This is a genomic window from Acidimicrobiia bacterium, from assembly GCA_041393965.1.
In the GTDB taxonomy this organism is placed as follows: Bacteria; Actinomycetota; Acidimicrobiia; order Spongiisociales; family UBA5794; genus UBA5794.
Genome location: JAWKJB010000002.1, coordinates 685,236 through 706,199, shown reverse-complemented (window position 1 = coordinate 706,199; position 20,964 = coordinate 685,236). Strand labels below are relative to the sequence as shown.

18 protein-coding genes and 1 tRNA gene are annotated in these 20,964 nt (G+C 62.7%); 16 read left to right on the top strand and 3 right to left on the bottom strand.

Going from position 1 to position 20,964, the window contains the following annotated elements; all coding sequences use genetic code 11:
* Positions 1 to 32: 32 nt before the first annotated feature.
* Together R2823_08325 and uvrA are read left to right on the top strand one after the other, a co-directional pair.
* Positions 33 to 1,217, top strand: a complete 1,185-nt coding sequence (locus tag R2823_08325; protein MEZ5176193.1) for a glycosyltransferase family 87 protein — start codon at positions 33 to 35, stop codon at positions 1,215 to 1,217.
* 71 nt (positions 1,218 to 1,288) lie between these two features.
* Positions 1,289 to 4,114 carry an excinuclease ABC subunit UvrA gene (gene uvrA, locus R2823_08320; GenBank protein MEZ5176192.1) on the top strand — a complete coding sequence of 942 codons (2,826 nt, stop codon included), beginning with the start codon at positions 1,289 to 1,291 and terminating at the stop codon, positions 4,112 to 4,114.
* Here uvrA and R2823_08315 read toward each other — a convergent pair.
* The gene (locus tag R2823_08315; GenBank protein ID MEZ5176191.1) at positions 4,075 to 5,259 is read right to left on the bottom strand and encodes a hypothetical protein; all 1,185 of its coding nucleotides are present in this window, start codon (positions 5,257 to 5,259) and stop codon (positions 4,075 to 4,077) included. The two genes, uvrA and R2823_08315, sit on opposite strands and share 40 nt — an antisense overlap.
* A 23-nt stretch (positions 5,260 to 5,282) precedes the next feature.
* Between R2823_08315 and R2823_08310 the strand changes: the two genes are divergently transcribed.
* The 13 genes from R2823_08310 (at position 5,283) to R2823_08250 (ending at position 17,047) form a co-directional block, all read left to right on the top strand.
* Positions 5,283 to 6,041, top strand: coding sequence for a class I SAM-dependent methyltransferase (locus R2823_08310; protein MEZ5176190.1), 759 nt, complete (start codon positions 5,283 to 5,285; stop codon positions 6,039 to 6,041).
* Between the two features lie 9 nt (positions 6,042 to 6,050).
* Positions 6,051 to 7,889, top strand: a complete 1,839-nt coding sequence (uvrC, locus tag R2823_08305; protein MEZ5176189.1) for an excinuclease ABC subunit UvrC — start codon at positions 6,051 to 6,053, stop codon at positions 7,887 to 7,889.
* The gene (gene rapZ / locus R2823_08300; protein MEZ5176188.1) at positions 7,886 to 8,755 is read left to right on the top strand and encodes an RNase adapter RapZ; all 870 of its coding nucleotides are present in this window, start codon (positions 7,886 to 7,888) and stop codon (positions 8,753 to 8,755) included. Before uvrC ends, rapZ begins: the two co-directional genes overlap by 4 nt.
* On the top strand, positions 8,752 to 9,726 hold the full coding sequence (gene yvcK, locus R2823_08295) for a uridine diphosphate-N-acetylglucosamine-binding protein YvcK (GenBank protein ID MEZ5176187.1): 975 nt from the start codon (positions 8,752 to 8,754) through the stop codon (positions 9,724 to 9,726). Before rapZ ends, yvcK begins: the two co-directional genes overlap by 4 nt.
* Before the next feature lie 145 nt (positions 9,727 to 9,871).
* On the top strand, positions 9,872 to 10,825 hold the full coding sequence (gene gap / locus R2823_08290) for a type I glyceraldehyde-3-phosphate dehydrogenase (protein ID MEZ5176186.1): 954 nt from the start codon (positions 9,872 to 9,874) through the stop codon (positions 10,823 to 10,825).
* A complete protein-coding gene (locus R2823_08285; protein MEZ5176185.1) occupies positions 10,767 to 12,017 on the top strand; it encodes a phosphoglycerate kinase in 1,251 nt (416 codons plus the stop codon). Before gap ends, R2823_08285 begins: the two co-directional genes overlap by 59 nt.
* Positions 12,014 to 12,781, top strand: a complete 768-nt coding sequence (gene tpiA, locus R2823_08280) for a triose-phosphate isomerase (GenBank protein ID MEZ5176184.1) — start codon at positions 12,014 to 12,016, stop codon at positions 12,779 to 12,781. The genes R2823_08285 and tpiA overlap by 4 nt, the downstream gene beginning before the upstream one ends.
* A 2-nt stretch (positions 12,782 to 12,783) precedes the next feature.
* The gene (locus R2823_08275; protein ID MEZ5176183.1) at positions 12,784 to 13,167 is read left to right on the top strand and encodes a hypothetical protein; all 384 of its coding nucleotides are present in this window, start codon (positions 12,784 to 12,786) and stop codon (positions 13,165 to 13,167) included.
* A gap of 21 nt (positions 13,168 to 13,188) precedes the next feature.
* Entirely contained in the window at positions 13,189 to 13,938 is a 750-nt protein-coding gene (gene gpmA, locus R2823_08270) for a 2,3-diphosphoglycerate-dependent phosphoglycerate mutase (protein ID MEZ5176182.1), read from the top strand.
* 184 nt (positions 13,939 to 14,122) lie between these two features.
* Positions 14,123 to 14,362, top strand: a complete 240-nt coding sequence (secG, locus tag R2823_08265; GenBank protein ID MEZ5176181.1) for a preprotein translocase subunit SecG — start codon at positions 14,123 to 14,125, stop codon at positions 14,360 to 14,362.
* Between the two features lie 37 nt (positions 14,363 to 14,399).
* A complete protein-coding gene (locus R2823_08260; GenBank protein MEZ5176180.1) occupies positions 14,400 to 16,169 on the top strand; it encodes an ABC transporter substrate-binding protein in 1,770 nt (589 codons plus the stop codon).
* 80 nt (positions 16,170 to 16,249) lie between these two features.
* A tRNA-Leu gene (locus R2823_08255) sits at positions 16,250 to 16,334 on the top strand.
* 377 nt (positions 16,335 to 16,711) lie between these two features.
* Positions 16,712 to 17,047 (top strand): type II toxin-antitoxin system PemK/MazF family toxin, encoded by a 336-nt coding sequence (locus R2823_08250; protein MEZ5176179.1) that lies wholly within the window; start codon positions 16,712 to 16,714, stop codon positions 17,045 to 17,047.
* A gap of 471 nt (positions 17,048 to 17,518) precedes the next feature.
* Here R2823_08250 and R2823_08245 read toward each other — a convergent pair whose 3' ends face one another.
* Both R2823_08245 and R2823_08240 read right to left on the bottom strand, forming a co-directional pair.
* Entirely contained in the window at positions 17,519 to 17,863 is a 345-nt protein-coding gene (locus R2823_08245) for a cupin domain-containing protein (GenBank protein MEZ5176178.1), read from the bottom strand.
* Between the two features lie 62 nt (positions 17,864 to 17,925).
* On the bottom strand, positions 17,926 to 18,408 hold the full coding sequence (locus R2823_08240) for an ester cyclase (GenBank protein ID MEZ5176177.1): 483 nt from the start codon (positions 18,406 to 18,408) through the stop codon (positions 17,926 to 17,928).
* A 695-nt stretch (positions 18,409 to 19,103) separates the two neighbouring features.
* On the opposite strand from R2823_08240, the gene R2823_08235 reads away from it, so the two are divergent.
* On the top strand, positions 19,104 to 20,801 hold the full coding sequence (locus tag R2823_08235) for an ABC transporter substrate-binding protein (protein MEZ5176176.1): 1,698 nt from the start codon (positions 19,104 to 19,106) through the stop codon (positions 20,799 to 20,801).
* Positions 20,802 to 20,964: the final 163 nt, after the last annotated feature.

Here is a 20,964-nt window from a genome sequence, read left to right as displayed (position 1 = left end):
AGCGGCGAGCGTGCAGTACGGTACGGCTCGACATGGTGTCGCTCGATTCGCCGATTGCCAGACTCGGACCGTGGCTCGCCGTTGCAGTCGTTGCCACAGCGGCGCTCGGAGTCGCGCTTGTCGGCTCGGGCGGTGAACGCGCCTACGGGGGTGATTTCCCATCGTTCTACGCGGCGGGTTCGATCGTCCTCGACGGCAACGGGGACCAGCTGTACGAACCGACGGTGCAACAGGCGGCCCAGGCTGATCTCCTGCCCGATGGGCGTTTCCTCTACTTCGCATATCCACCGTTCACGGCGGCGGCGTATGCGACCATGGCATGGCTTCCGTACGGGGCCGCCTTTGTGCTTCACACGGTGCTCGCCATCGCCGCCCTCGTGGCTGCGGTGGTTGCCTTCCGGCCTTTGGCTCGCGGACTCCTCGACGGCCCGACACGCCTCGGGATCGCGGTGGGGGTCGCCCTCGCCACCTATCCCGTCGTCCGTGCCGTCCTCGGTGGTCAGAACGCGACTTTCACGCTGCTGCTCTTCGTACTCGTGGCGAGGTTCGATTCACAGGACCGGCCGACGGCGGCCGGTCTTGCTGCGGCGGCCATGCTGTACAAGCCCCAGTTCGGCATCCTCGTTCTCGTTGTGTTGCTTGTCGGCCGTCGGTGGCGATCGGTGGCAACGGCGGCGGCTGCATCGAGCGGCCTGTTCGCAGTCGGTGCCGTCGTGTCCGGTGTTGGATGGCTCGCGACCTGGTTCGACGCGGTGCTCGCGTTCGCGGACGAGAACCTCGTAGTCAACGGCGACAAGATGGTCGCGATGCTCGGATGGTTGCAGAACGCCATCGGCCGCGAATGGGGTACCGTTGCCGTCGCGCTCGCTCTGCTCGTCGTCCTCGCGATGCCTCTGCTGCGGGAGATCGCCATGCATCCCCGAGCCGAGATTTCGTGGTATGCCATCTCGCCGATTGTCGTCCTCGCCGCCCCGTCTGCCCTCTATTACGACACCGCCCTCGTCCTCGTTGTGCCTGCCGTTGCCTTCGCGTGGTTCCGCCCGGCGGCGGCACCAGGGGCGATCGCGGTCATCGGGCTCTCGTGGATCGGGGTGGCCGGGGACACCCTCGGCTGGAATCCGCTGTTCGTCCCGATCGTTGCGCTTGCCGTCATGTTCGCGATCGGTTCGGTTCGAGGGCATCGGATTCGTGTCACACCCACTCGGTACACTCGCTGATCGGTGAACCGCGGCGGGCACACCTGAGGCAGCGTCCGCCCACAAGGGCATGAACGATCATGCGGGGAGACATGTCGAGCGACGCGATTCTCGTCAAGGGTGCGAGGGAGCACAACCTCAAGGACATCGAGGTTGTCCTCCCGCGGAATCGGCTCATCGTCTTCACCGGCCTCTCCGGTTCTGGCAAGTCATCGCTCGCGTTCGACACGATCTACGCCGAGGGACAACGACGCTATGTCGAGAGTCTCTCGGCCTACGCCCGCCAGTTTCTGGGGCAGATGGACAAGCCCGATGTGGATTTCATCGAAGGGCTTTCGCCTGCGATCTCCATTGATCAGAAGACGGCGAGTCGGAACCCGCGCTCAACCGTTGGCACGGTTACCGAGATCCACGACTATCTCAGGCTTCTGTATGCCCGCGTCGGAGTCCCGCACTGTCCAAACGACGGCAACCCGGTGGCGCGCCAGTCTCCGCAACAGATCGTCGATCGCATCCTCGAACTCGACGACGGGACCCGATTCCAGGTGCTCGCGCCGGTCGTGAAGGGACGCAAGGGTGAGTACGACCAGCTCATTGCGGATCTCGTCAAGGCCGGGTTCTCACGGGCGAGGATCGACGGGCAGGTAGCCGACTTGACGGACGAGATCGACCTGGCCCGGTACGAACAGCACACGATCGAGGTCGTTGTCGATCGCCTCGTTCACAAGCAGGGTATCGAGCGTCGCTTGACCGATTCCATCGAGACAGCACTCGAACTTGCCGAAGGAACCGTCCTTGTCGACATCGACGGTGGACCGACCCTGTCATTCTCCCAAGCGTTCGCCTGCCCGAACTGCGGACTGTCGTTCGAGGAGCTGCAGCCGAGGAACTTCTCGTTCAACAGCCCGTACGGTGCGTGTGAGGCATGCTCAGGGATCGGAACCCGGTATCAGGTCGACGCAGACCTCGTCGTTCCGCAACCGGATCGAACACTTGCCGAAGGCGCAATCGCTCCGTGGCGTGGGCGGCATCGCATGACCTACTATCAGCGGCTTCTTGCATCGGTCGGCTCCGTCCATGGCATCGATCTCGACACACCGTGGGCGGATCTGCCGCCTGAAGACCGTCGCTTGCTGCTCGAGGGCGGAGGCGACGAGGCGTACACCGTCCGGTATGAGAACCGATTCGGGCGACAGCGCTCGTACGACGCGAGCTACGAAGGTGTTCTGCCGTGGATCGAACGGCGGTACGCCGATTCGGATTCCGACGGAGCCAGGGCCTCCTATCAGCAGTACATGCGTGAGATCCCATGCACGACCTGTGCCGGTGGCAGGCTGAACGCTGTGTCGCTCGCTGTCACCATCGGTGGCGTCAGCATCGCCGAGCTCTCACGCATGAGCCTCGGGCGAGCTCTCGAACACCTCACCGGGGTGTCGCTCGGCAAACGGGACTCGGTGATTGCGGCTCCGATCATCAAGGAGATCGCCGAACGCCTCAACTTTCTCGTCGCGGTGGGCCTCGACTACCTCACGCTTGCCCGCTCCGCGGCGACGCTCGCCGGCGGGGAGGCACAGCGCATCCGACTCGCGACCCAGATCGGGTCAGGGCTCGTTGGCGTGCTCTACATCCTCGACGAACCATCGATCGGGCTCCACCAGCGGGACAACCAGCGCCTCATCGAGACCTTGCTTCGGCTCCGTGATCTCGGCAACACGCTGATCGTCGTTGAACACGACGAGGACACGATTCGGATCGCAGACCATATCGTCGATATCGGGCCGGGCGCAGGGGAACACGGCGGACTCATCGTCGTGTCGGGCTCCGTTGACGATCTTGAGGCGGAGCCGTCCTCGATCACCGGCAGATACCTCTCAGGGGAGCGTCGCATCGAGGTCCCCGCGCGGCGCCGCGACGGACGCGGAGAGCACATCACGATCCGCGGCGCCGAGGAGAACAACCTCAAGAGCATCGATGTCGACTTCCCGCTCGGGACGCTGACCGCGGTGACCGGTGTCTCGGGGAGCGGCAAGTCGTCGCTCGTCCAGCAGATCCTGAGCAAGGCGCTGCACGGGTCGCTGCACGGGTCGCGGATGCGGGCCGGGCGCCATCGAAAGATCGAAGGACTCGACCTCATCGACAAGGTGATCAACATCGATCAATCCCCGATCGGACGAACACCCCGATCGAATCCTGTCACCTACACCAAGGCGTTCGACGCCATCCGGCAGCTCTTCGCATCCACGGAGGATGCCCGAATGCGCGGCTACAAGCCGGGAAGGTTCTCGTTCAATGTGGCGGGTGGGCGTTGTGAGACCTGCAAGGGAGACGGGACCCTCAAGATCGAGATGCATTTCCTCCCCGATGTGTATGTCCCGTGCGACACCTGTGGGGGACTCCGATACAACCGGGACACCCTCGAGGTGAAGTTCAAGGGCCATTCCATCGCCGATGTCCTCGACATGTCGATCGAAGAAGCGCTCACCTTCTTCGAGAATCAGCCGAGGATTGCGCGAATTCTCGGAACGCTGTTCGATGTCGGCCTCGGCTACATTCGGCTCGGCCAGCCCGCCCCGACGCTGTCGGGGGGTGAGGCCCAGCGAGTCAAACTCGCGTCGGAACTCGGGAAACGGTCGACGGGCCGCACCTTCTACATCCTCGACGAGCCGACAACCGGACTGCATTTCGAGGATATCCAACGACTCCTCGGCGTCCTGCAACGGCTCGTCGATACGGGAAACACGGTCGTTGTCATCGAACACAACATGGATGTGATCAAGTCGGCCGACTGGGTCATCGACCTCGGCCCCGAAGGGGGAGACGACGGTGGCGACATCGTGGCGGTCGGCACACCGGAGGAGATCGCCTCCGTTCCCGAGAGCTATACCGGGAAGTTCCTCCGTGAGGTCCTCGCCCGTTGAACGGGAGTCGCGGCGAGCAGCTCTGTCGCCCAGAGGACACCGAGCCACGCGATGGCAATGTTCTTGGCAAGTACCTCGAACGCCCACACGGGAGAGGTCGGGACGAAGACGGTGACCGAGGCGAGGCCGAGACACGCTGCGGCGATGTACCAGCTGCGAAGTCGAGCACTGGCATATGCAACGAACGGCGTGAGCCAGAAGATGAACTGGGTCGAGAAGAGTGGACTGACGAGAATGATCCCCAACACGGCAAGTCCGACCACGATAGTGAGATCACGGAAATCGGCGGCGCGTCCCGCAACCGCCCTGAGAGCGATCCCGACAAGGATCACTCCGGGGATGGCATTGATCACAACGGTCCAGTTGGGAAACCCCACATAGACGGCTCCCGCTGCACCCCCGATTCCGAGATCCGTCCCGGTGAGGTGGCGCCATACCAGCACGATGCTGCCGAGCATGGTCTCGCTGTGGAGACCGTCGAATGCCCTTGCGTCGCGAAAGCCGTGGGTGACCGCCACCGCGCAGAGGGCCACGGCGGACACACCGATGATCGCGGCGGCGAGGCGCCTTCGGCCCATCGTCCACGGGTGTGCGGCGAGAACGATGGGCCAGCCCTTCGCAAGAACACCAGCCATGGTCCACATGGCACCGTTGCGGTAGCGCCCGGAAGCGAATGCCGCTGCACCGAGGGCGGCGAGGAAAACCACCCACGGTTCGAGCCGGAACAGGACGAGCGGCAAGAGCGGAGCCGCGACCGCGAGGTATCGGTAGCCCACCCGATGGCGGGGATCGGTACGGTCGACGATCGCCACCGACCACACAAAGAGTGCGGCCATCGCCGGGACCCAGACCACGACGAGTGAGGTCCCGGTCATCTTGGCGAGCCAGGTGAGAATCGCGACGGGGACGAGCGACAGCGGCAGGTGTTCCACCGGGAACCCGAGATAGGGAATCTCGCCGCTGAGGATCAGGTCGCCGATGTCTCGGTACGCGTTGACATCCGACACGAGACCCGTGCGAAGTACATCGTTGATGTCCAGCACCGCGAAAAGGAACGAGAAGACGAACGCGAACAAGCTTGCGAGCGTTGCGGCGATCACGAGTCGAGGAATACGGTCGCGCTCTGTCGGTGGTGTGGAGTCCATCGGTGTGGCACGCTATACGCGAGATGATCGATGACGAAGCACCACCCCAGAGCTCATGGGACGATCTCGCGGAGTGGTGGCGCCGCGAGGTCGCAGACGATCCCGTGTACACGACCGACCTTGGCCCACTGTACGGGTCGCTGATCGACGACATCGATGGTGTGGTCTGCGACCTCGGCTGCGGGGAAGGGCGGGCGATGCCGCTCACCGGTTCGGGAACCATCGGTGTCGATTCCTCACGAGAGCTGCTCCGAACGGCAATCCGACGAGGTCCATGTGTCCTTGCGGACATGCCGGACCTGTCGGCGTTTCGTACCGACGCCTTCGATCATGCCGTCTCCGTGTATCTCGTTGACCTCATCTTCGATCACGCAGCGTTCTTCGCAGAGACGGCACGGATCGTCCGCACCGGCGGAATCCTGGCCATCGTCATCAACCATCCGGTCTACACGGCACCGGGGTCGGCCCCGATCAGTGACCTCGACGGAGAGGTGCTCTGGCGGTGGGGGAGGTACCTTGACGCAGGATCAAGCGTCGAACCGGCAGGGAGCGCGGAGGTTCGATTCCACCACCGACCGCTTGGGATGCTGCTCACCGCTGCTGCGAAGGCGGGATGGTGTCTCGATCGCCTTGAGGAGCGTGCGCTCAGCGCCGAAGCGATCGCGGTGATGCCAGGCTACGACGGCCAGGACTGCGTGCCTCGACTGCTTGGAGCACGCTGGCGAAACGGATCGTCGGCCACTCCGCTCGCCGATCGTGGAGGCAGCGGTACGGCGTCGTAAACTCCGTCCATGCCTGCTCGACCCACACCGGAGGCCGTCCCGGACGGCCCCGGGGTCTATGTGTTTCGCAATGAGCATGGCCAAGCCCTCTACGTCGGGAAGGCCAAATCGCTGAGGAAGCGAATCGCCAACTACTTCCGAGCGGACCTTCCGCCCCGGACGAGGACCATGGTTGACGCCGCAACGGACCTCGAGTGGATCGTCACCGATTCCGAGGTGGCTGCGCTCATGCTCGAGTTTTCCCTCGTCCAGGAACATCAACCCCAGTTCAATGTCCGGCTCAAGGACGACAAGTCCTTCCCGTACCTCGCCATCACCCGCACCGACGAGTGGCCGAGGGCGAGCGTGATGCGGGGGCGAAAGCGCAAAGGTGTCGACTACTTCGGCCCCTACGCGAGGGCATACGCGATCCGCCAGACCCTTGACGGGCTGCTCCGGACCTTCCCGATCCGGACCTGCACCGACGCCAAGTTCCGCAGGCACGAAGCCTCGGGGCGGCCGTGTCTGTTGTACCACATCGACAAGTGCGCGGGTCCATGTGTCGGTGAGGTCACACGGGAGGAATACGAACAGCATGTCGATGGGCTCGCCGCGTTCTTGAGCGGTGAATCCGAAACGCTCATCGCCGATGTCGAGCGGTCCATGGCCGAAGCGGCGGCAGAACAGGCATTCGAGCGTGCCGCAAGACTTCGCGACAAGGCGTCCGCGATGCGAACCGCTCTCGAGCGTCAGGAGCTCGTCACCGAGACTCGGGACGATCTCGATGTGATCGCGATCGACGAGGATGATCTCGAGTTCGTGCTCGTCGTCTTGTATGTTCGTCGTGGAAGGGTGACGGGACGCAAGACCATGGTGGTCGACCGGGTTGAGGATCTCAGTACCGGGGAGTTCGTCGGTCGTATGCTCGGTCAGCTGTATGGCGACGACATCCCACCTCGGGAGGTCCTCGTGTCGGTCGAGCCAGACGATGCCACCCTGTGGACGGCATGGCTTGCCCACCGGCGGGGGTCGGCGGTCTCGTTGCGTGTGCCGCAACGCGGGAACAAGCGCCGCATCATGGAAACGGCGAAGGCGAATGCATCTGAGGAATTCAACCGACACCGGCTCAAGCGCCATAGCGACCACAACGCCCGCGCTCGGGCCCTTCGCAGCCTCCAAGAATCGCTGCAGCTCCCCATGTCGCCCCTCCGGATCGAGTGCTACGACATCTCCACGATCCAGGGCCGTTTCACGGTCGGGTCGATGGTTGTTTTCGAGGACGGCCTCCCGAAGAAGAACCAGTACCGCAGGTTCAAGATCCGGACCCTCGACGGTCAGGACGACTTCGCCGCGATGGAAGAGGTCCTTCGGCGCCGCTTTGGCGCGTACCTCGCGGAACGGAGCCTCCCGGTCGACGAACGCGGCCGCTTCGCGTATCCGCCGAGCCTCGTTGTCATTGATGGGGGCAAGGGGCAGCTCGGTCGAGCCGTCGCCGTGCTCGACGACCTCGACCTTGACATCCCCGTCATCGGGCTTGCGAAGAAGCTCGAGGAGGTGTTCGTTCCCCGGCGGAGGGACCCCATCATCATCGAGCGAGGGGAGGAGTCGCTCTATCTCCTTCAACGCGTCCGCGACGAAGCACACCGCTTCGCCATCTCGTATCACCGCCAACTTCGGAGTCGTTCGATGCTCGACTCGATGCTCGACGATGTCCCCGGCATCGGGCCCGGACGCAAGAAGGCACTCGTGAAGCGCTTCGGGTCGGTCAAGCAGATGCGGGCCGCGACCGAATCCGACCTTGCAGAGGTGGTACCCGATAGCGTTGCCGCAGATCTGCACATCGTACTCCACGGAGGAACACCGACATGAGCGAAACCGGACCTGGTGTCGTCATCATCACCGGGCTTTCGGGTGCCGGACGGAGCCATTCCGCCAATGTCCTCGAGGACATCGGCTATTTCGTCGTCGACAACCTCCCGATCCAGCTCATCCCGACCCTGGTGTCGACCATCGGCTCGGGTGAGGGGAAACGGCGCAAGATCGCCGTCGTTGCCGACACGAGGGCTGGCATGACCGCGGAGGGGCTCGACGCCGCGCTGATCGACCTCCATCGGTCGGGTTTGCCAACCACCGTGCTGTTCCTCGACGCTGATGACCGAACGCTGGTGCAGCGTTTCGAGGAAAGCAGGCGGCCACATCCCGTCGACAGTGGCTCACTGGCAGAGTCGATTGCGGCGGAACGCCACTCGTTCGAGGATGTGCGAGCAGCCTCCGATGTGATCGTCGACACCTCCGACCTCTCCGTCCACGATCTGCGTGACCGGCTCAGGGAGGCCTTCGCCGACGCCGACACGAGCCATACGATGCGGGTCGATGTGACCAGCTTCGGATTCAAGAAGGGGCCTCTGCGCGTCGTCGATGTCATGTTCGATGTGCGGTTCCTTCCGAATCCGCACTGGGTTCCGGAACTTCGCGGACTCACAGGCCTCGACGAGGAGGTCGAACGCTATGTGTTCGACCATCCGGAGGCAGGGACCTTCCTTGCCAAGGCGACCGACCTGTTGGACTTTCTCATTCCCCACTATGTGACGGAAGGCAAGTCGTACCTGACCATCGGCGTCGGCTGCACAGGGGGGCAGCACCGAAGCGTGGCTCTCGCGGAAGCCATCGGACGCCATCTCGCGTCGACCGGTGTCACGACCTCGGTCCACCATCGGGACCTCTCGACCGCATGACCGTCGGGGACGCGGCGCCGCAGACCTTGCTGAAGCAACTGTTGCTCGACCCCGAAGGCCCCGCAGTGGTTGCCGTCGGTGGCGGGCACGGACTGTCGAAGGCACTCAGGGCCGCTCTGAGCTACGCGGGCCGTGTCGATGCCATCGTCTCGGTATCCGATGACGGTGGATCGAGCGGCCGCCTCGTGTCCCAGCTCGACATACCGCCCCCCGGCGACATCCGCAAGTGCCTCCTTGCGTTGACGCCGGACGGTTCGGTCTGGAAGCAGATCTTTGACTACCGGTTTGATGAGGCAGATGTGGCCGGACATTCGCTCGGCAACCTCATTCTTGCCGCTCTCGCCGAGATCGAGCACGATTTCGAAGCTGCGCTGAGTCGGGCCGAATCCCTACTCCAGGCATCCGGAAGTGTGATACCCGCCTGCAAGGACCGCCTGACCCTCGTCGCCGACACCGAGGGGGGTCGTGTCGAAGGGCAGGTTGCGATCCAGCGCCACCGTGGCACCATCCACGCGATCGAGGTGCGCCCTGCGAGTGCCGCTGCGACACCAAGGGCCATCACCGCCATCGAGAGCGCAGATCAGATCATCTTGGGGCCGGGAAGCCTGATGACATCCACCATCGCTGCCATGCGGGTTCCTGGGATCACGGAGGCAATCAACGAATCGGGCGCACAGCTCGTCTATGTCGGGAATCTCATCACCCAGGATGGGGAGACCCTTTCGATGGACGGCATCGACCATCTCGATGCTCTCCTCAGGCTGACGGGTGTGCGCCCGCCCGGTACTATCGTCGCGAACGAACACGCGATGGACATTGACCCCCCGCTCCAACCGGTTGTCTTCGACGCAGAGATCCTCGCCACCTATGGTGCTGATCTCGTCACAGCGGACCTCGTCGACGAATCCGAGACATGGCCGAGCCATGATCCGATGAAGCTCGGGGCTGTTCTCAACGCACTCTCCCGATAAGGCGCAGGAGCCAAGCATGAAGGTAGCGATCAACGGATTCGGCAGGATCGGAAGGAACTTCTTCCGGGCCGCCAAGGGTGGCAAGGTGGCAACGGATCTCAGGAGGGCCCTGTCGACCATTGATGTGTCAGATGGGGACTCGATCATGGCGGCGTGGAAGGACATCACGGGACGACTGAAAGGTATCGATATCGTTGCGATCAACGACCTCGGCGATGTCGAAGCGAATGCCCACCTGCTCAAGTACGACACGGTCCATGGCACCTATCCAGGGGATGTGCAGGTGGTCGACGGGGACATCGTCGTCGACAGGGACCGCTTCAAGGTGTTCGCGGAGCGTGATCCGGAGAAGCTTCCGTGGGGCGAACTCGGCGTCGATGTGGTGATCGAGTCGACCGGTGTGTTTCGCACCCATGAGGCTGCATCGAAGCACCTGACCGCGGGAGCCAGGTATGTGGTGGTGTCGGCGCCCATGTCTGATCCTGATGTCTCGATCGTTCTCGGCGTCAATGACGAAGCACTCGACCTCGAGAACCATAGGGTGATCTCGAACGCGTCGTGCACGACGAATTGTCTCGCTCCGATGGCGAAGATCATCCATGAGGCCTTCGTGATCGAGCAGGGCATGTTCACCACGGTGCACGCGTACACCAACGATCAGAGCCTGTCGGATGTCCTCCACAAGGACCCGCGTCGGGCGAGAGCGGCGGCGGCGAACATCATCCCCACCTCCACCGGTGCTGCGTCTGCGGTCGGCAAGGTGCTTCCCGAGTTGGAGGGCCGCCTTTCGGGCACAGCGCTGCGTGTCCCGGTCGTCGACGGGTCCATCACAGACTTTGTCGCGATGGTCGACGAGGAGGTGACGATGGAGTCGGTGAATGCCGCGTTCAGAAAGGCTGCCGACGGATCGCTTCGCGGGATCGTCCGATACACCGAGGACCCGATCGTGTCGTCGGACATCATTGGTGATCCTCACTCGGTCATCTTCGACGCGGCGTCGACGATGGTGTCGGGCAACACGGTCAAGGTGTTCGGCTGGTATGACAACGAATGGGGATATTCGAGCCGGCTCGTGGACCTCTGCCGCAAACTTGCCTGACGGACTCAGGACCCTCGACGACATCGATCTGACCGGACGAACGGCGCTCGTCCGAGCCGACCTCAATGTCCCACTGCGGGGATCCGAGGTTGCGGACGATTTTCGGATCATCGCCAGCCTGCGAACGATCGATGAGGTCCGCGAGCGGGCCGCGCGTGTCGTCGTCGCGAGCCACCTCGGTCGACCGATCGGCCACGACCCCACGCTTTCGATGGGTCCGGTATCGAAGCGACTCTCCGAACTCGGAGGCTTCCCGATTGTCCAGGCACCCGGCGTCGTCGGGGATGCGGTCGATCGAGTCCTTGCCGACGCGGCGGACGGCGTCGTCGTGATGCTCGAAAACACGCGGTTCGAGCCGGGGGAGGAGCGAAACGATCCTGCACTGGCGCTTGCCCTTGCCGGTCTTGCCGATGTTCTCGTCAGCGATGCGTTCGGAACCGCACACCGGTCGCACGCTTCCAATGTGGGGGTCGCGGCCTACATCCCGGCCGTGGCGGGACGGCTCATGGAGGCCGAGATCGTCGCCTTCGATCGGCTGCTTCACGAACGAGAGCAGCCGTATGTCGTTGTCATGGGGGGTGCAAAGGTCTCGGACAAACTGAAGGTGATCGAGAACCTGCTCCCTGACGCCGATCTCATGCTCATCGGTGGGGGCATGTGCTTCACGCTGCTCGCCGCAGCAGGTTTCGAGATCGGATCGTCCCTCGTCGAGCACGAGATGATCTCGTCGGTCGAGCGACTGCTCGAATCCGACCACGGTGACCGCATCGTGCTTCCGGTCGACATCGTGGTCGCAGACCGGTTCGCCGCCGATGCCGAGCACGCGATCGTCGATGTCAGGCAGATTCCCGGCTCGTGGATGGGCCTCGACATCGGCCCACGATCGACGGAGCGGTTCGCCGGCGCCATCAGGGAGGCGGAATCGGTGTTCTGGAACGGCCCGATGGGGGTATTCGAGTGGGAACCGTTTCGCTCGGGAACCGAAGGGATCGGACGGGCCGTCGCACGGAGCAGCGGCTATACGGTTGTCGGGGGCGGAGACTCGGTTGCTGCGATCCGTATGCTCGGACTCGAGGATGCCGTGTCGCATGTGTCGAGTGGCGGTGGGGCAGGCCTCGCGATGTTGGAGGGGGAGACCCTTCCCGGCGTCGCCGTGTTGGAAACGGGGCCACAACGAGAGGAGCCAGCGTGAGTCGCAAGAACCTGATCGCCGGGAATTGGAAGATGAACGCGACCCATCTCGAAGCCATCCAGATGGTCCAGAAGCTCAGCTACCGCCTCGATGTTCCCGACTTCGACCGCGTCGAGGTCGTTGTGTGCCCACCGTTCACGGCGTTGCGTTCCGCTCAGACCGTCATCGAAACCGATCATCTCTCGATTCGCCTCGGAGCCCAGAATGTGGATTGGCACACCGAAGGTGCGTTCACCGGGGAGGTCGCCCCCGGCATGCTCGCCAAGCTCGGCGTGTCGTATGTGATCGTCGGGCATTCGGAACGAAGGCAGCTGTTCGGTGAGACCGACGAGATCGTCAATCGGAAGGTGGGCGCGGTCCTTGCAGCTGAGATGACGCCGATCATGTGCGTGGGGGAGACCGAAGACGAGCGCGACGCGGGACTCGCCGAAACCAAGGTGGAATCCCAGGTCGTCGCGGGGCTTGAGGGGGTCGCCCGAGACGCGATCGCTGGCATGGTGATCGCCTATGAGCCGATCTGGGCCATCGGGACGGGGCGAACCGCGAGCGCCGACGACGCGGGAGCAATGTGCTCACTTGTCCGCAATACGGTCGAGCGGGTTGCCGCTGGCGCTGGCGAATCGGTACGGGTCCTGTACGGGGGATCCGTGAATCCCGGCAACATCGCAGGCCTCATGGCGAAGCGTGATGTGGATGGGGGACTCGTTGGTGGGGCGTCGCTTGATCCGGACACCTTCGCTTCGGTGGTTCGATACTGGGTGTGACGATGGCCGACTACACGCTCGTCGCCGAATTCGATGTCATCCGCAGGGTTGGATGGCAAGGATCCGATGATCTCGCAAACCACCTCGATGCGGTGACCGAACGGCTGAGGCAGAGCAACGATGTGCGGCGGATCGAATCGGGCGCCGATCTCGATACCGGCCGAGTGACGCTGGAGGTCGACTTCGAAGCGTGGAACATCAACCGGAACGAGCACAGCCGATCCGTCCTCGCGGTCGCGATCCACGCGGCGGGCGGGAGGCACAGGGGCCTCATCGCCGGGCGGGAATCGGAGTTCATCGAGCCCGGTGACGGCAGCTGGTCCGCGCTTCGAGGCGCCACATGGACGACACGGAAGTTCGAGCTGGTGCGTCTTGACGAGTCGTGAAGTCGTTACGCTCGCTTCATCATGACAGCACCTTGCACGCTTGTCCTTCTTCGCCACGGTGAGAGCACATGGAACCGTGACAATATCTTCACCGGCTGGACCGATGTTCCCCTGTCGGCGGTGGGGGAGGAGGAGGCGGTCGCTTCGGGCCGCCTCATGGCAGATGAATCCCTGTCGCTCGATGTTGTGCACACATCGGTGCTGACAAGAGCCATCGACACGGCGAACCTCGCGCTTGCCGAGATGGGCATTGGTTGGCTTCCCGTTGCCCGGCATTGGCGGCTCAACGAGCGCCACTACGGGGCCCTGCAGGGTTTGAACAAGAAGGAGACCGCCGAACGCCACGGTGCCGAACAGGTGCATATCTGGCGGCGGTCGTACAACACGCCGCCGCCTGCTCTCGACCGCGATGACGATCGTCACCCACGCCACGATCGACGCTATCGCCATCTGCCGCCGGAACTTCTTCCCGACACCGAATGTCTTGCCGATGTCGTCGACCGGATGCTTCCCTACTGGTATGACCGGATCGTGCCGGAACTCGTCGACGGCAAGTCGGTCCTTGTTGCGGCGCACGGCAACAGCCTTCGAGCGCTGGTCAAGCATCTCGACGGCATCAGCGACGACGCCATTCCAAACCTGAACATCCCAACGGGGATCCCCCTCGTGTACGAACTCGACACCTCCATGCGGGTCATGTCGTCCCGGTATCTAGGAGATGCGGAAGCGGCAGAGGCCGCAGCCACTGCCGTCGCCAGGGAAGCTGGCTAGTTCAGGCTCGGTCGCCGACACCGGGTCTCGTGATGGTCGTTCTGATCCCGTATGTGATCTACGGACCCCGATCCTCGGCGTCACCGCGAGCGGTTCCCGATAGTTGCGGTAGTCCCGGTTCGTCACCATACTTCCGAGCACCCGCCATCTCGGGCGGGTTTGTTCGTGAGAAGGGAATCGAACAGTGCTCGACGGAATCGTCTCGGTCCTGCACCTGCTTGTGTCGCTGGCGTTGATCTTTCTGATCCTGTTGCATGCCGGCAAGGGTGGGGGCATGGGGGACATGTTCGGTGGTGGCATGAGTTCGGGGAATGTCGGTGGCTCGACGGTCATGGAGAAGAACCTCGACCGCCTCACGGTGATCCTTGCCGTGCTGTTCACCATCACGACATTCGTGTTGACCTGGATCCTCGCAACCAACTGAATTCGTCCAACAGAGGATCCTTCCAAGGACGGGAACCATGCGCCGACAACGATTCGTAGCGGGAGTCACGGCGCTTGTGGTGCTCGCCATCGCCGCCGCTGCATGCACATCGACGCCGGCGCCAACGACGACCACCACGGTGCCCACAACCACGACGATGGCCCCAACCACTACCGTTGCGCCGACCACGACCACCGAACCGCTCCCGACCCATCCCACGGGTGGTGAAGTCGTGATTGCGGTCGACGACGAGCCACCCACGCTGAACCCGTTTCTCCCCGGCGGCGACAAGGTCGTGGGAGCGCTGCTCTCCCAAGCCTATGCCGCAGGCATCTACGATGTCGACGCTGACACGCTGAGCTATGTGCCTGAGCTGATCACCGAGGTCCCGACCGTCGACAACGGCGGCGTGGTCCTCAACGCCGACGGCACGATGACCGTCAGGTACACGATCCGAGACGAAGCCCAATGGGATGACGGAACACCCGTGTCGGGGTACGACTTCAAGTTCACCCTCGACACGATTCTCAATCCTGACTATCCGATCAGCAAGGCCAACTACCAAGACATCATTTCGATCACCGCGGGTGATAAGACTTTCGAGTTCACGATGGCAAGACCGACCCTCCAGCACGAGCTGATGTTCGGACAGATCATCCCGAAACACATCGTCGAGGGGACCGACTTCTTGACTGATTGGAACGACAAGCGTTGGGCATCCGCTGGTCCGTTCGTGTTGGAGTCGTGGACGAAGGGATCCTCCATCAGGCTCGTGCGCAACGAGAACTACTGGAAGACCGATCCCGAGACCTCCCAGCAGCTTCCCTATCTCGACGCGGTGACCTTCGTCTTCGAAGACGACACCCCTGCGATGATCGAGTCGTTTGCCCAACGCGAACACGATGTCTTCAGCCCCGATCCCACGATCGCCAACATCCAGACCCTCCAGGGCCTCGAACCGCAAGGTGCCGACATTCAAGTCGTCGCGGGACCGGTGTGGGAACACCTCAACTTCCAGTTCGGACCCGGTCGCTTCAACCGCAACGAAAACAGCTGCAACGAGGTCTACGAGATGCGCCTCGCCGTCGCCCAGACCGTCGACCGGGACCTCCTGACGACCGACATCCTCGGGGGTGAAGTCCCGCCGCTCCAGTCGTACATCGACGCCTACGCACCGGAGGCGTCTCAGGAAGCGTGGGCGCAGTATTCCGTGGACCACGACGCCGCCGCGGCCAACTATGCCGCCGCCGTCGCCGCCACGGGACGCGAGTGCAAGGTGATCTTTTCGACGAACACCCTCAACGATGAACGCGACCGGATGTCGGTGATGTTCTCCGAGATGTTCGCTGCCGTTGGGATCCCGTACGACAATGAGCTGGAAAACAGCCTCCTCTATTACGGCGACACCCTCGCGACCGGCGGCTGGGACATGGGGGAATGGACCTGGCAGGGTTCACCGGGGCTTTCGGGGCTCGTCGGAATCCACGATGTCTTCGACCCTGACTCCCCACCACCGTTCGGCTCGAACTTCTACCGCTGGGGTACCGAGGACTCATCGATCATCGACGAAACCACGGCACGGTTCGCTGAGCTCCGGGACCTGATGAACGCGACGGTCGACTCGAGTGAGATCCTCGAATACATCGCAGAGGCCGAGAACATCCTCGCCGACAACCTCGTGATCATCCCCCTGTACCAGCAGCCGGTCAGCCTCGCCGTGTGGGAGGACGAGATCGTCGGCGTCAGACACAACCCGACCCGGGCAGGGTTCACCTGGAACATCGAGTTCTGGCATCGCGCCGAGTAACCGTGAACGGTTCACCGGGACGGCGGAGCCGGTACTGAGGACCGAAACCCGTGAACTGCTCGTATACTCCCGCGCCGTTCGTCGGAGTGGCGGAATTGGTAGACGCGCTAGGTTGAGGGCCTAGTGGGAGCATATCCCGTGGAAGTTCGAGTCTTCTCTCCGACACCGTTCGCACCGCGTACCCTGGGTTCGCGGCCCACACATATGTCGGTTCCCAGCCCACAGAACGCCGCTTATGTTTTCGCACGCGAATCGTCCCGTCGGGATTGAGATGTGTACATTTCGTATACGGTCTGGTATGGTGGGCGTGTGAGCGTCCCCGTCACTGCCCGATTGGATGAATCCGTTGTCGAGGCACTGGACCGCGCAGTAGAAGCCGGTGTTGCTTCGAGCCGGGGTGCAGTGGTAGCCCGGGCCGTCGCAGAATGGCTCGCCCGACATGGGGAAGAAGCCATTGTCGAGTCCTACCGACGACGATACGCAGAATCTGACTCCGCCCACCATGACCTCGTCGAAAAGCTTGCCGCTTTCTCGTTGGCAGCATGCCTGGCCGACGCCGAGCGCTGATCGCTCGAGGCGAGGTTTGGGACGCCGACATCCCGGGAGTGGGCCAGCATCCCGTTGTGGTGGTGACACGTGACTCGGCGATCCCGGTCTTGTCGTCCGTTGTGTGCGTGTTGGTGACGAGTACCTTCCATGGTCATGTGGCCGAAGTCGAGTTGGGCGCGGACGAAGGTCTTGGCAGGCCGTGCGCAGCGAACTGCGACAATGTGTTCACTTTGCCAAGACGGGTTCTGTCGCGGCGGCGGGGGATGCTCGACCGTCACAAACTGAGTGAGTTGGATCGAGCCCTGATGGTGGCCCTCGGCCTTGCTTGAACGCTCCATGGTGGAGGTCACCCATCTCGTTCGGGACACGGGTACCCAGGGTACGCGACCCCCGAACATGGGGGTCCAGGGCCCGCGGAAGCTCGATGCCGCAATCAGGATGGTCGCACCGATCATGGGAGACTGGCGACAACGACCTCGTAGTCCGAACCCGGCGAGCGAGTCCACGCGATTCTCGCCGGGTCGCCGGATGCCACGGTGGGTGCAAACCCTTCGCCGATTACCTCGGGCGGTTGCCACTTGGTGCCATCCCATCTTCGAACAACGATCTTGTTCTCGGCTATCCACGCGAAATAGACATTCGAATCCATGTCGGTGGCCACGACTGCGTCGCTCGCTGGGCCTGGGCTGAGCAACTCGGGACCCATCCAGATCCCAGCGACCTGTCGGGCGTCGACGATCCGGAAACGATCTCAAGATTGGCGGCCGAGATTCCGGCGCCGTTCGATCGGTAACAACCCGTCACGCCTGCATGATGAGGTCGACGGATATCTCCACTGCTGTGCTTGTGCCTCGGTTCTCGAGCCAGTGATTGGTGTTTCTGTCCTCGGGCCAGCCCACGCCCGGCCCGTAGTCCGTGGCAACTCCATCGCGATGGTCGGTGATGGTACCCTGTAGCACATAGACCATCCCGGGTCTACCGATGTGGTCGTGAGTCGGGCCGAAGACGGCTCCGGGCTCGAAGGTGAACAGGCGCATCCGCAGCTGACATCCTGCCATCCCTTCAATCTCGGGGCCAAGGTCAACCGTTGCCAGCAGCTCCGTCGTGACTCCGTTCGCTTTGGGCATGGTCGATTCGGGTTCCATGGTGCTCCTCTTGTCGTTTCGAGATGCCGGGTCGCTCCGAACCGCTCACATGGCTCGCACTGCTAGGCGGCAGAGCGGCGTCGCCTTCGCATCATGAGATTCATGAGCCATCGAGGTGGCTGCGGCATGCCGATTTGCTCCATTATTCCCATCCGATCGGGGATCCCCCAGTGTTCGATTATCACTCCATCTTCGAAGCGACAAATGTCGATGACGTTCAGAGTCAAGGCCGTCCCCGTTCCTGGGAGCGGCCCAAAGCTCCCAAGATGCGTGCCCGTTCCTGAGAGAAGGAAGCAGATCTTGTCCCTTTCGGCAATGGTGTCGACTATTCGCAGTCGGATGTCCGGAATCGCTCGGCGTAGGCTTGTGATGCCTCTCTTCAAGCCCTCGAGGTCTGGGGTAGGGAACCCCGCCTGATGCTCAACAAAACTTGGGTGGAATAGCGCGTCGAGTTGCGCAAGGTTCCCGGAGTTGAATCCTTCCTCTATGACACGGTTGAAGATGCGTACGTTTTCGTCTCGTGCTTCTTGGCCTCTGTCGTTCATGGATCGATCCTTCATCTGCAGGCGCGAGATCCGAATGCGGAAGGCGTCCCGAGTGGGTCGGAACGGACCCTGCCGGTGAAGCACCATCGCCGTGCTCACTGTCGCCAGTGACTCAAAACGCCTCGGGACAGACCTTGCGCCGATGAGAGCGGACGCGAGGCACGGAGCCGCCTTTGCGTGAGAACTCGGTCCGGTCCGGGGTTCGTTCGGCGGTTCCGAGTGACGCCTCTGCTCGGAAGTATATGTCTTGGCGGTGAGCACCATTCGGGTTGCGAATCGACCGTGCCCTGAAGGACTCACCAATCCGAGTACCCAGGGTACGCGGCCCCCGTGTGTGGGGGTCGGCAGCCCGCAGAACGCGGGTATGCCAGCCATCTTCTGGAAAAAGACATTTGCGGTAGGGCGTGCACAGCGGCATACTTATGGCTCGGTGGGCGCGCGCGATCCGCGCGTGTCCCAAGTGAGAAGTGGGATTCAAATGCCTGTGAGGCACACCGATATTCTCCGAACGCCGAGCACCGAGGCAACCACCGCCCACACCGTCGTCTTTCGATGGATGGGCGCGGACGGCTTTGATGCATCGGTTCGGCGAGCCATCGGTCGAGCCTGACGGTCGTTACGGCGCACCTCGGTGCGCCGTCGGTGTGTATCCGTTCGGGTGACCACCGGGGATCCCAAAAGACAAGGAGACAACTTTGACACGACTAAGGAAGAGGCGTTCCATTGCGTTCTTCGTCCTTGTCGTTGCGCTTGCCCTCGTGGCAGCCGCGTGTTCCAGCGATGACACCGCTGACGACACGACGACGACAACGACAACGACGGCTCCGCCAGCGGACACCACCACGACCACGACTCCGCCAGTGGAGCCGCCGACCGACACAGGCAAGACCCTGTCAGGTCTGAAGGTCGTGGACGACAGAACCTTCACGGTTGAGCTCGTGAATGCCGATCCGGAGTTCCCGGTTCAGCTTGCATACACGGCGTTCTTCCCGCTGCCATCGGTGGCGTACGAGAACACGCTTGGGTTCAACAACGCTCCGATCGGAAACGGTCCATTCATGATGGACGGCCAGTGGGAGCAGGACACGGCGATCAACCTCGTCGCATATCCCGACTACAAGGGTGAGCGGAAGCCAACGATCGACGGGATCAATTTCGTGATCTCCGCCGACCTCAAGACCAACTATCTCGAGGCCCAGGCGGGAAACCTCGATGTCCTGACGGGTATCGATACGGACTTCCTGGCGTCGGCACCCACCGACTTCCCGGATCGTTTCAAGACCTCGCCAAGCACGAGCATCCTGTATATGGCGTTCCCGGCATACCTGCCGCAGTTCACCAAGGAGCACCGTCAGGCGCTGTCAATGGCGATCGACCGTGAGCTCATCATCGAGAAGATCTTCAACGGATCCGGCGATGCGGCGCACTCGGTGGTTCCGTCGAACCTCGGTGGTCGTGATACGGTCTGCCCGAGCTGGGAGTACGATCCCGATGCCGCCAAGGCGCTCTGGGACGCAGCCGGTCCGCTCGACGGATTCGATGTCTGGTTCAACGCAGGTGGCGGTCACGACCAGTGGGTCGAGGCAGTCGTCAACATGTGGGCACAGAACCTCGGCATCGATGCCGGTTCCGTGAACTTCCAGACCGCTGAATGGGCGGACTACCTTGACCACGCCGACAACGGCGAGTTCACGGGTCCGTTCCGTCTTGGTTGGGGACAGGACTACCCGTCGCCACTGAACTTCCTCGAGCCGCTGTACGCCTCGTACATGACGGCTGCCGACGGTGGTTCAAACGCCTCGGAGTACAACAACCCGGCCTTCGACGAGCAGCTCAAGCTCGGGAAGGAAGCGATTGCCGCCTCCGGACAGCTCGAGGATGCGATTCCGTTCTACGAGGCAGCAGAGGACATCCTCTGTGACGATGCCCAGACGATGCCGATTCGCTTTGGTGTCAACCAGTTCGTCTGGAACGAGGGCACGGACAATGTCTACATGGACGCGTATGGGAATGTCGCCTACGATCTGATCACCGCCGACGACGGCGTCGTGTCGCAGGACCTGACGAACCCGCAGTCGCTGTTCCCGATGGACGCAAACGAGTCTGAGGGCACCGCGGTGCTCATGGGCAATGTGTTCACGGGTCTTGTCCAGTTCGACGGAGCGACCGGCGAGCCATACATGGCGCAGGCCGAGTCGATCACCTCCGACGATGGTGGTAAGACCTGGACCGTGGTGTTGCGCGAGGGCTGGACCTTCCACAACGGGGAGCCGGTAACGGCGCAGTCGTATGTGGATGCGTGGAGCTTCGGCGCACAGGCCAAGTACGGCTTCCAGAACAACGGCTTCTACAAGAGGTTTGTCGGCTACGACGAGCTGAACGCAGAAGGCTGATCTGGACGACATCCAGTCATGTGAGAGAGGCGGCCCCCGGGCCGCCTCTCTCATTGCGTCTCGGTCATCAGTTGTCAGTTGTCAGTTGTCAGTCATCGGTCATCAGTTGTCAGTCATCTGGCATCTGGCATCTGGCATCTGTCCTCTGATACCTGGAATCTGT

Bases quoted from the DNA above. Each gene is read 5' to 3' on its own strand.
- R2823_08260 (MEZ5176180.1), top strand. From the start codon at position 14,400: ATGCGCCGACAACGATTCGTAGCGGGAGTCACGGCGCTTGTGGTGCTC.
- R2823_08310 (MEZ5176190.1), top strand. From the start codon at position 5,283: ATGATCGATGACGAAGCACCACCCCAGAGCTCATGGGACGATCTCGCG.
- gap (MEZ5176186.1), top strand. From the start codon at position 9,872: ATGGCGGCGTGGAAGGACATCACGGGACGACTGAAAGGTATCGATATC.
- uvrA (MEZ5176192.1), top strand. From the start codon at position 1,289: ATGTCGAGCGACGCGATTCTCGTCAAGGGTGCGAGGGAGCACAACCTC.
- R2823_08285 (MEZ5176185.1), top strand. From the start codon at position 10,767: ATGACAACGAATGGGGATATTCGAGCCGGCTCGTGGACCTCTGCCGCA.
- R2823_08250 (MEZ5176179.1), top strand. From the start codon at position 16,712: ATGCCTGGCCGACGCCGAGCGCTGATCGCTCGAGGCGAGGTTTGGGAC.
- R2823_08315 (MEZ5176191.1), bottom strand. From the start codon at position 5,259: ATGGACTCCACACCACCGACAGAGCGCGACCGTATTCCTCGACTCGTG.
- gpmA (MEZ5176182.1), top strand. From the start codon at position 13,189: ATGACAGCACCTTGCACGCTTGTCCTTCTTCGCCACGGTGAGAGCACA.
- R2823_08240 (MEZ5176177.1), bottom strand. From the start codon at position 18,408: ATGAACGACAGAGGCCAAGAAGCACGAGACGAAAACGTACGCATCTTC.
- rapZ (MEZ5176188.1), top strand. From the start codon at position 7,886: ATGAGCGAAACCGGACCTGGTGTCGTCATCATCACCGGGCTTTCGGGT.
- R2823_08275 (MEZ5176183.1), top strand. From the start codon at position 12,784: ATGGCCGACTACACGCTCGTCGCCGAATTCGATGTCATCCGCAGGGTT.
- yvcK (MEZ5176187.1), top strand. From the start codon at position 8,752: ATGACCGTCGGGGACGCGGCGCCGCAGACCTTGCTGAAGCAACTGTTG.
- R2823_08245 (MEZ5176178.1), bottom strand. From the start codon at position 17,863: ATGGAACCCGAATCGACCATGCCCAAAGCGAACGGAGTCACGACGGAG.
- R2823_08325 (MEZ5176193.1), top strand. From the start codon at position 33: ATGGTGTCGCTCGATTCGCCGATTGCCAGACTCGGACCGTGGCTCGCC.
- uvrC (MEZ5176189.1), top strand. From the start codon at position 6,051: ATGCCTGCTCGACCCACACCGGAGGCCGTCCCGGACGGCCCCGGGGTC.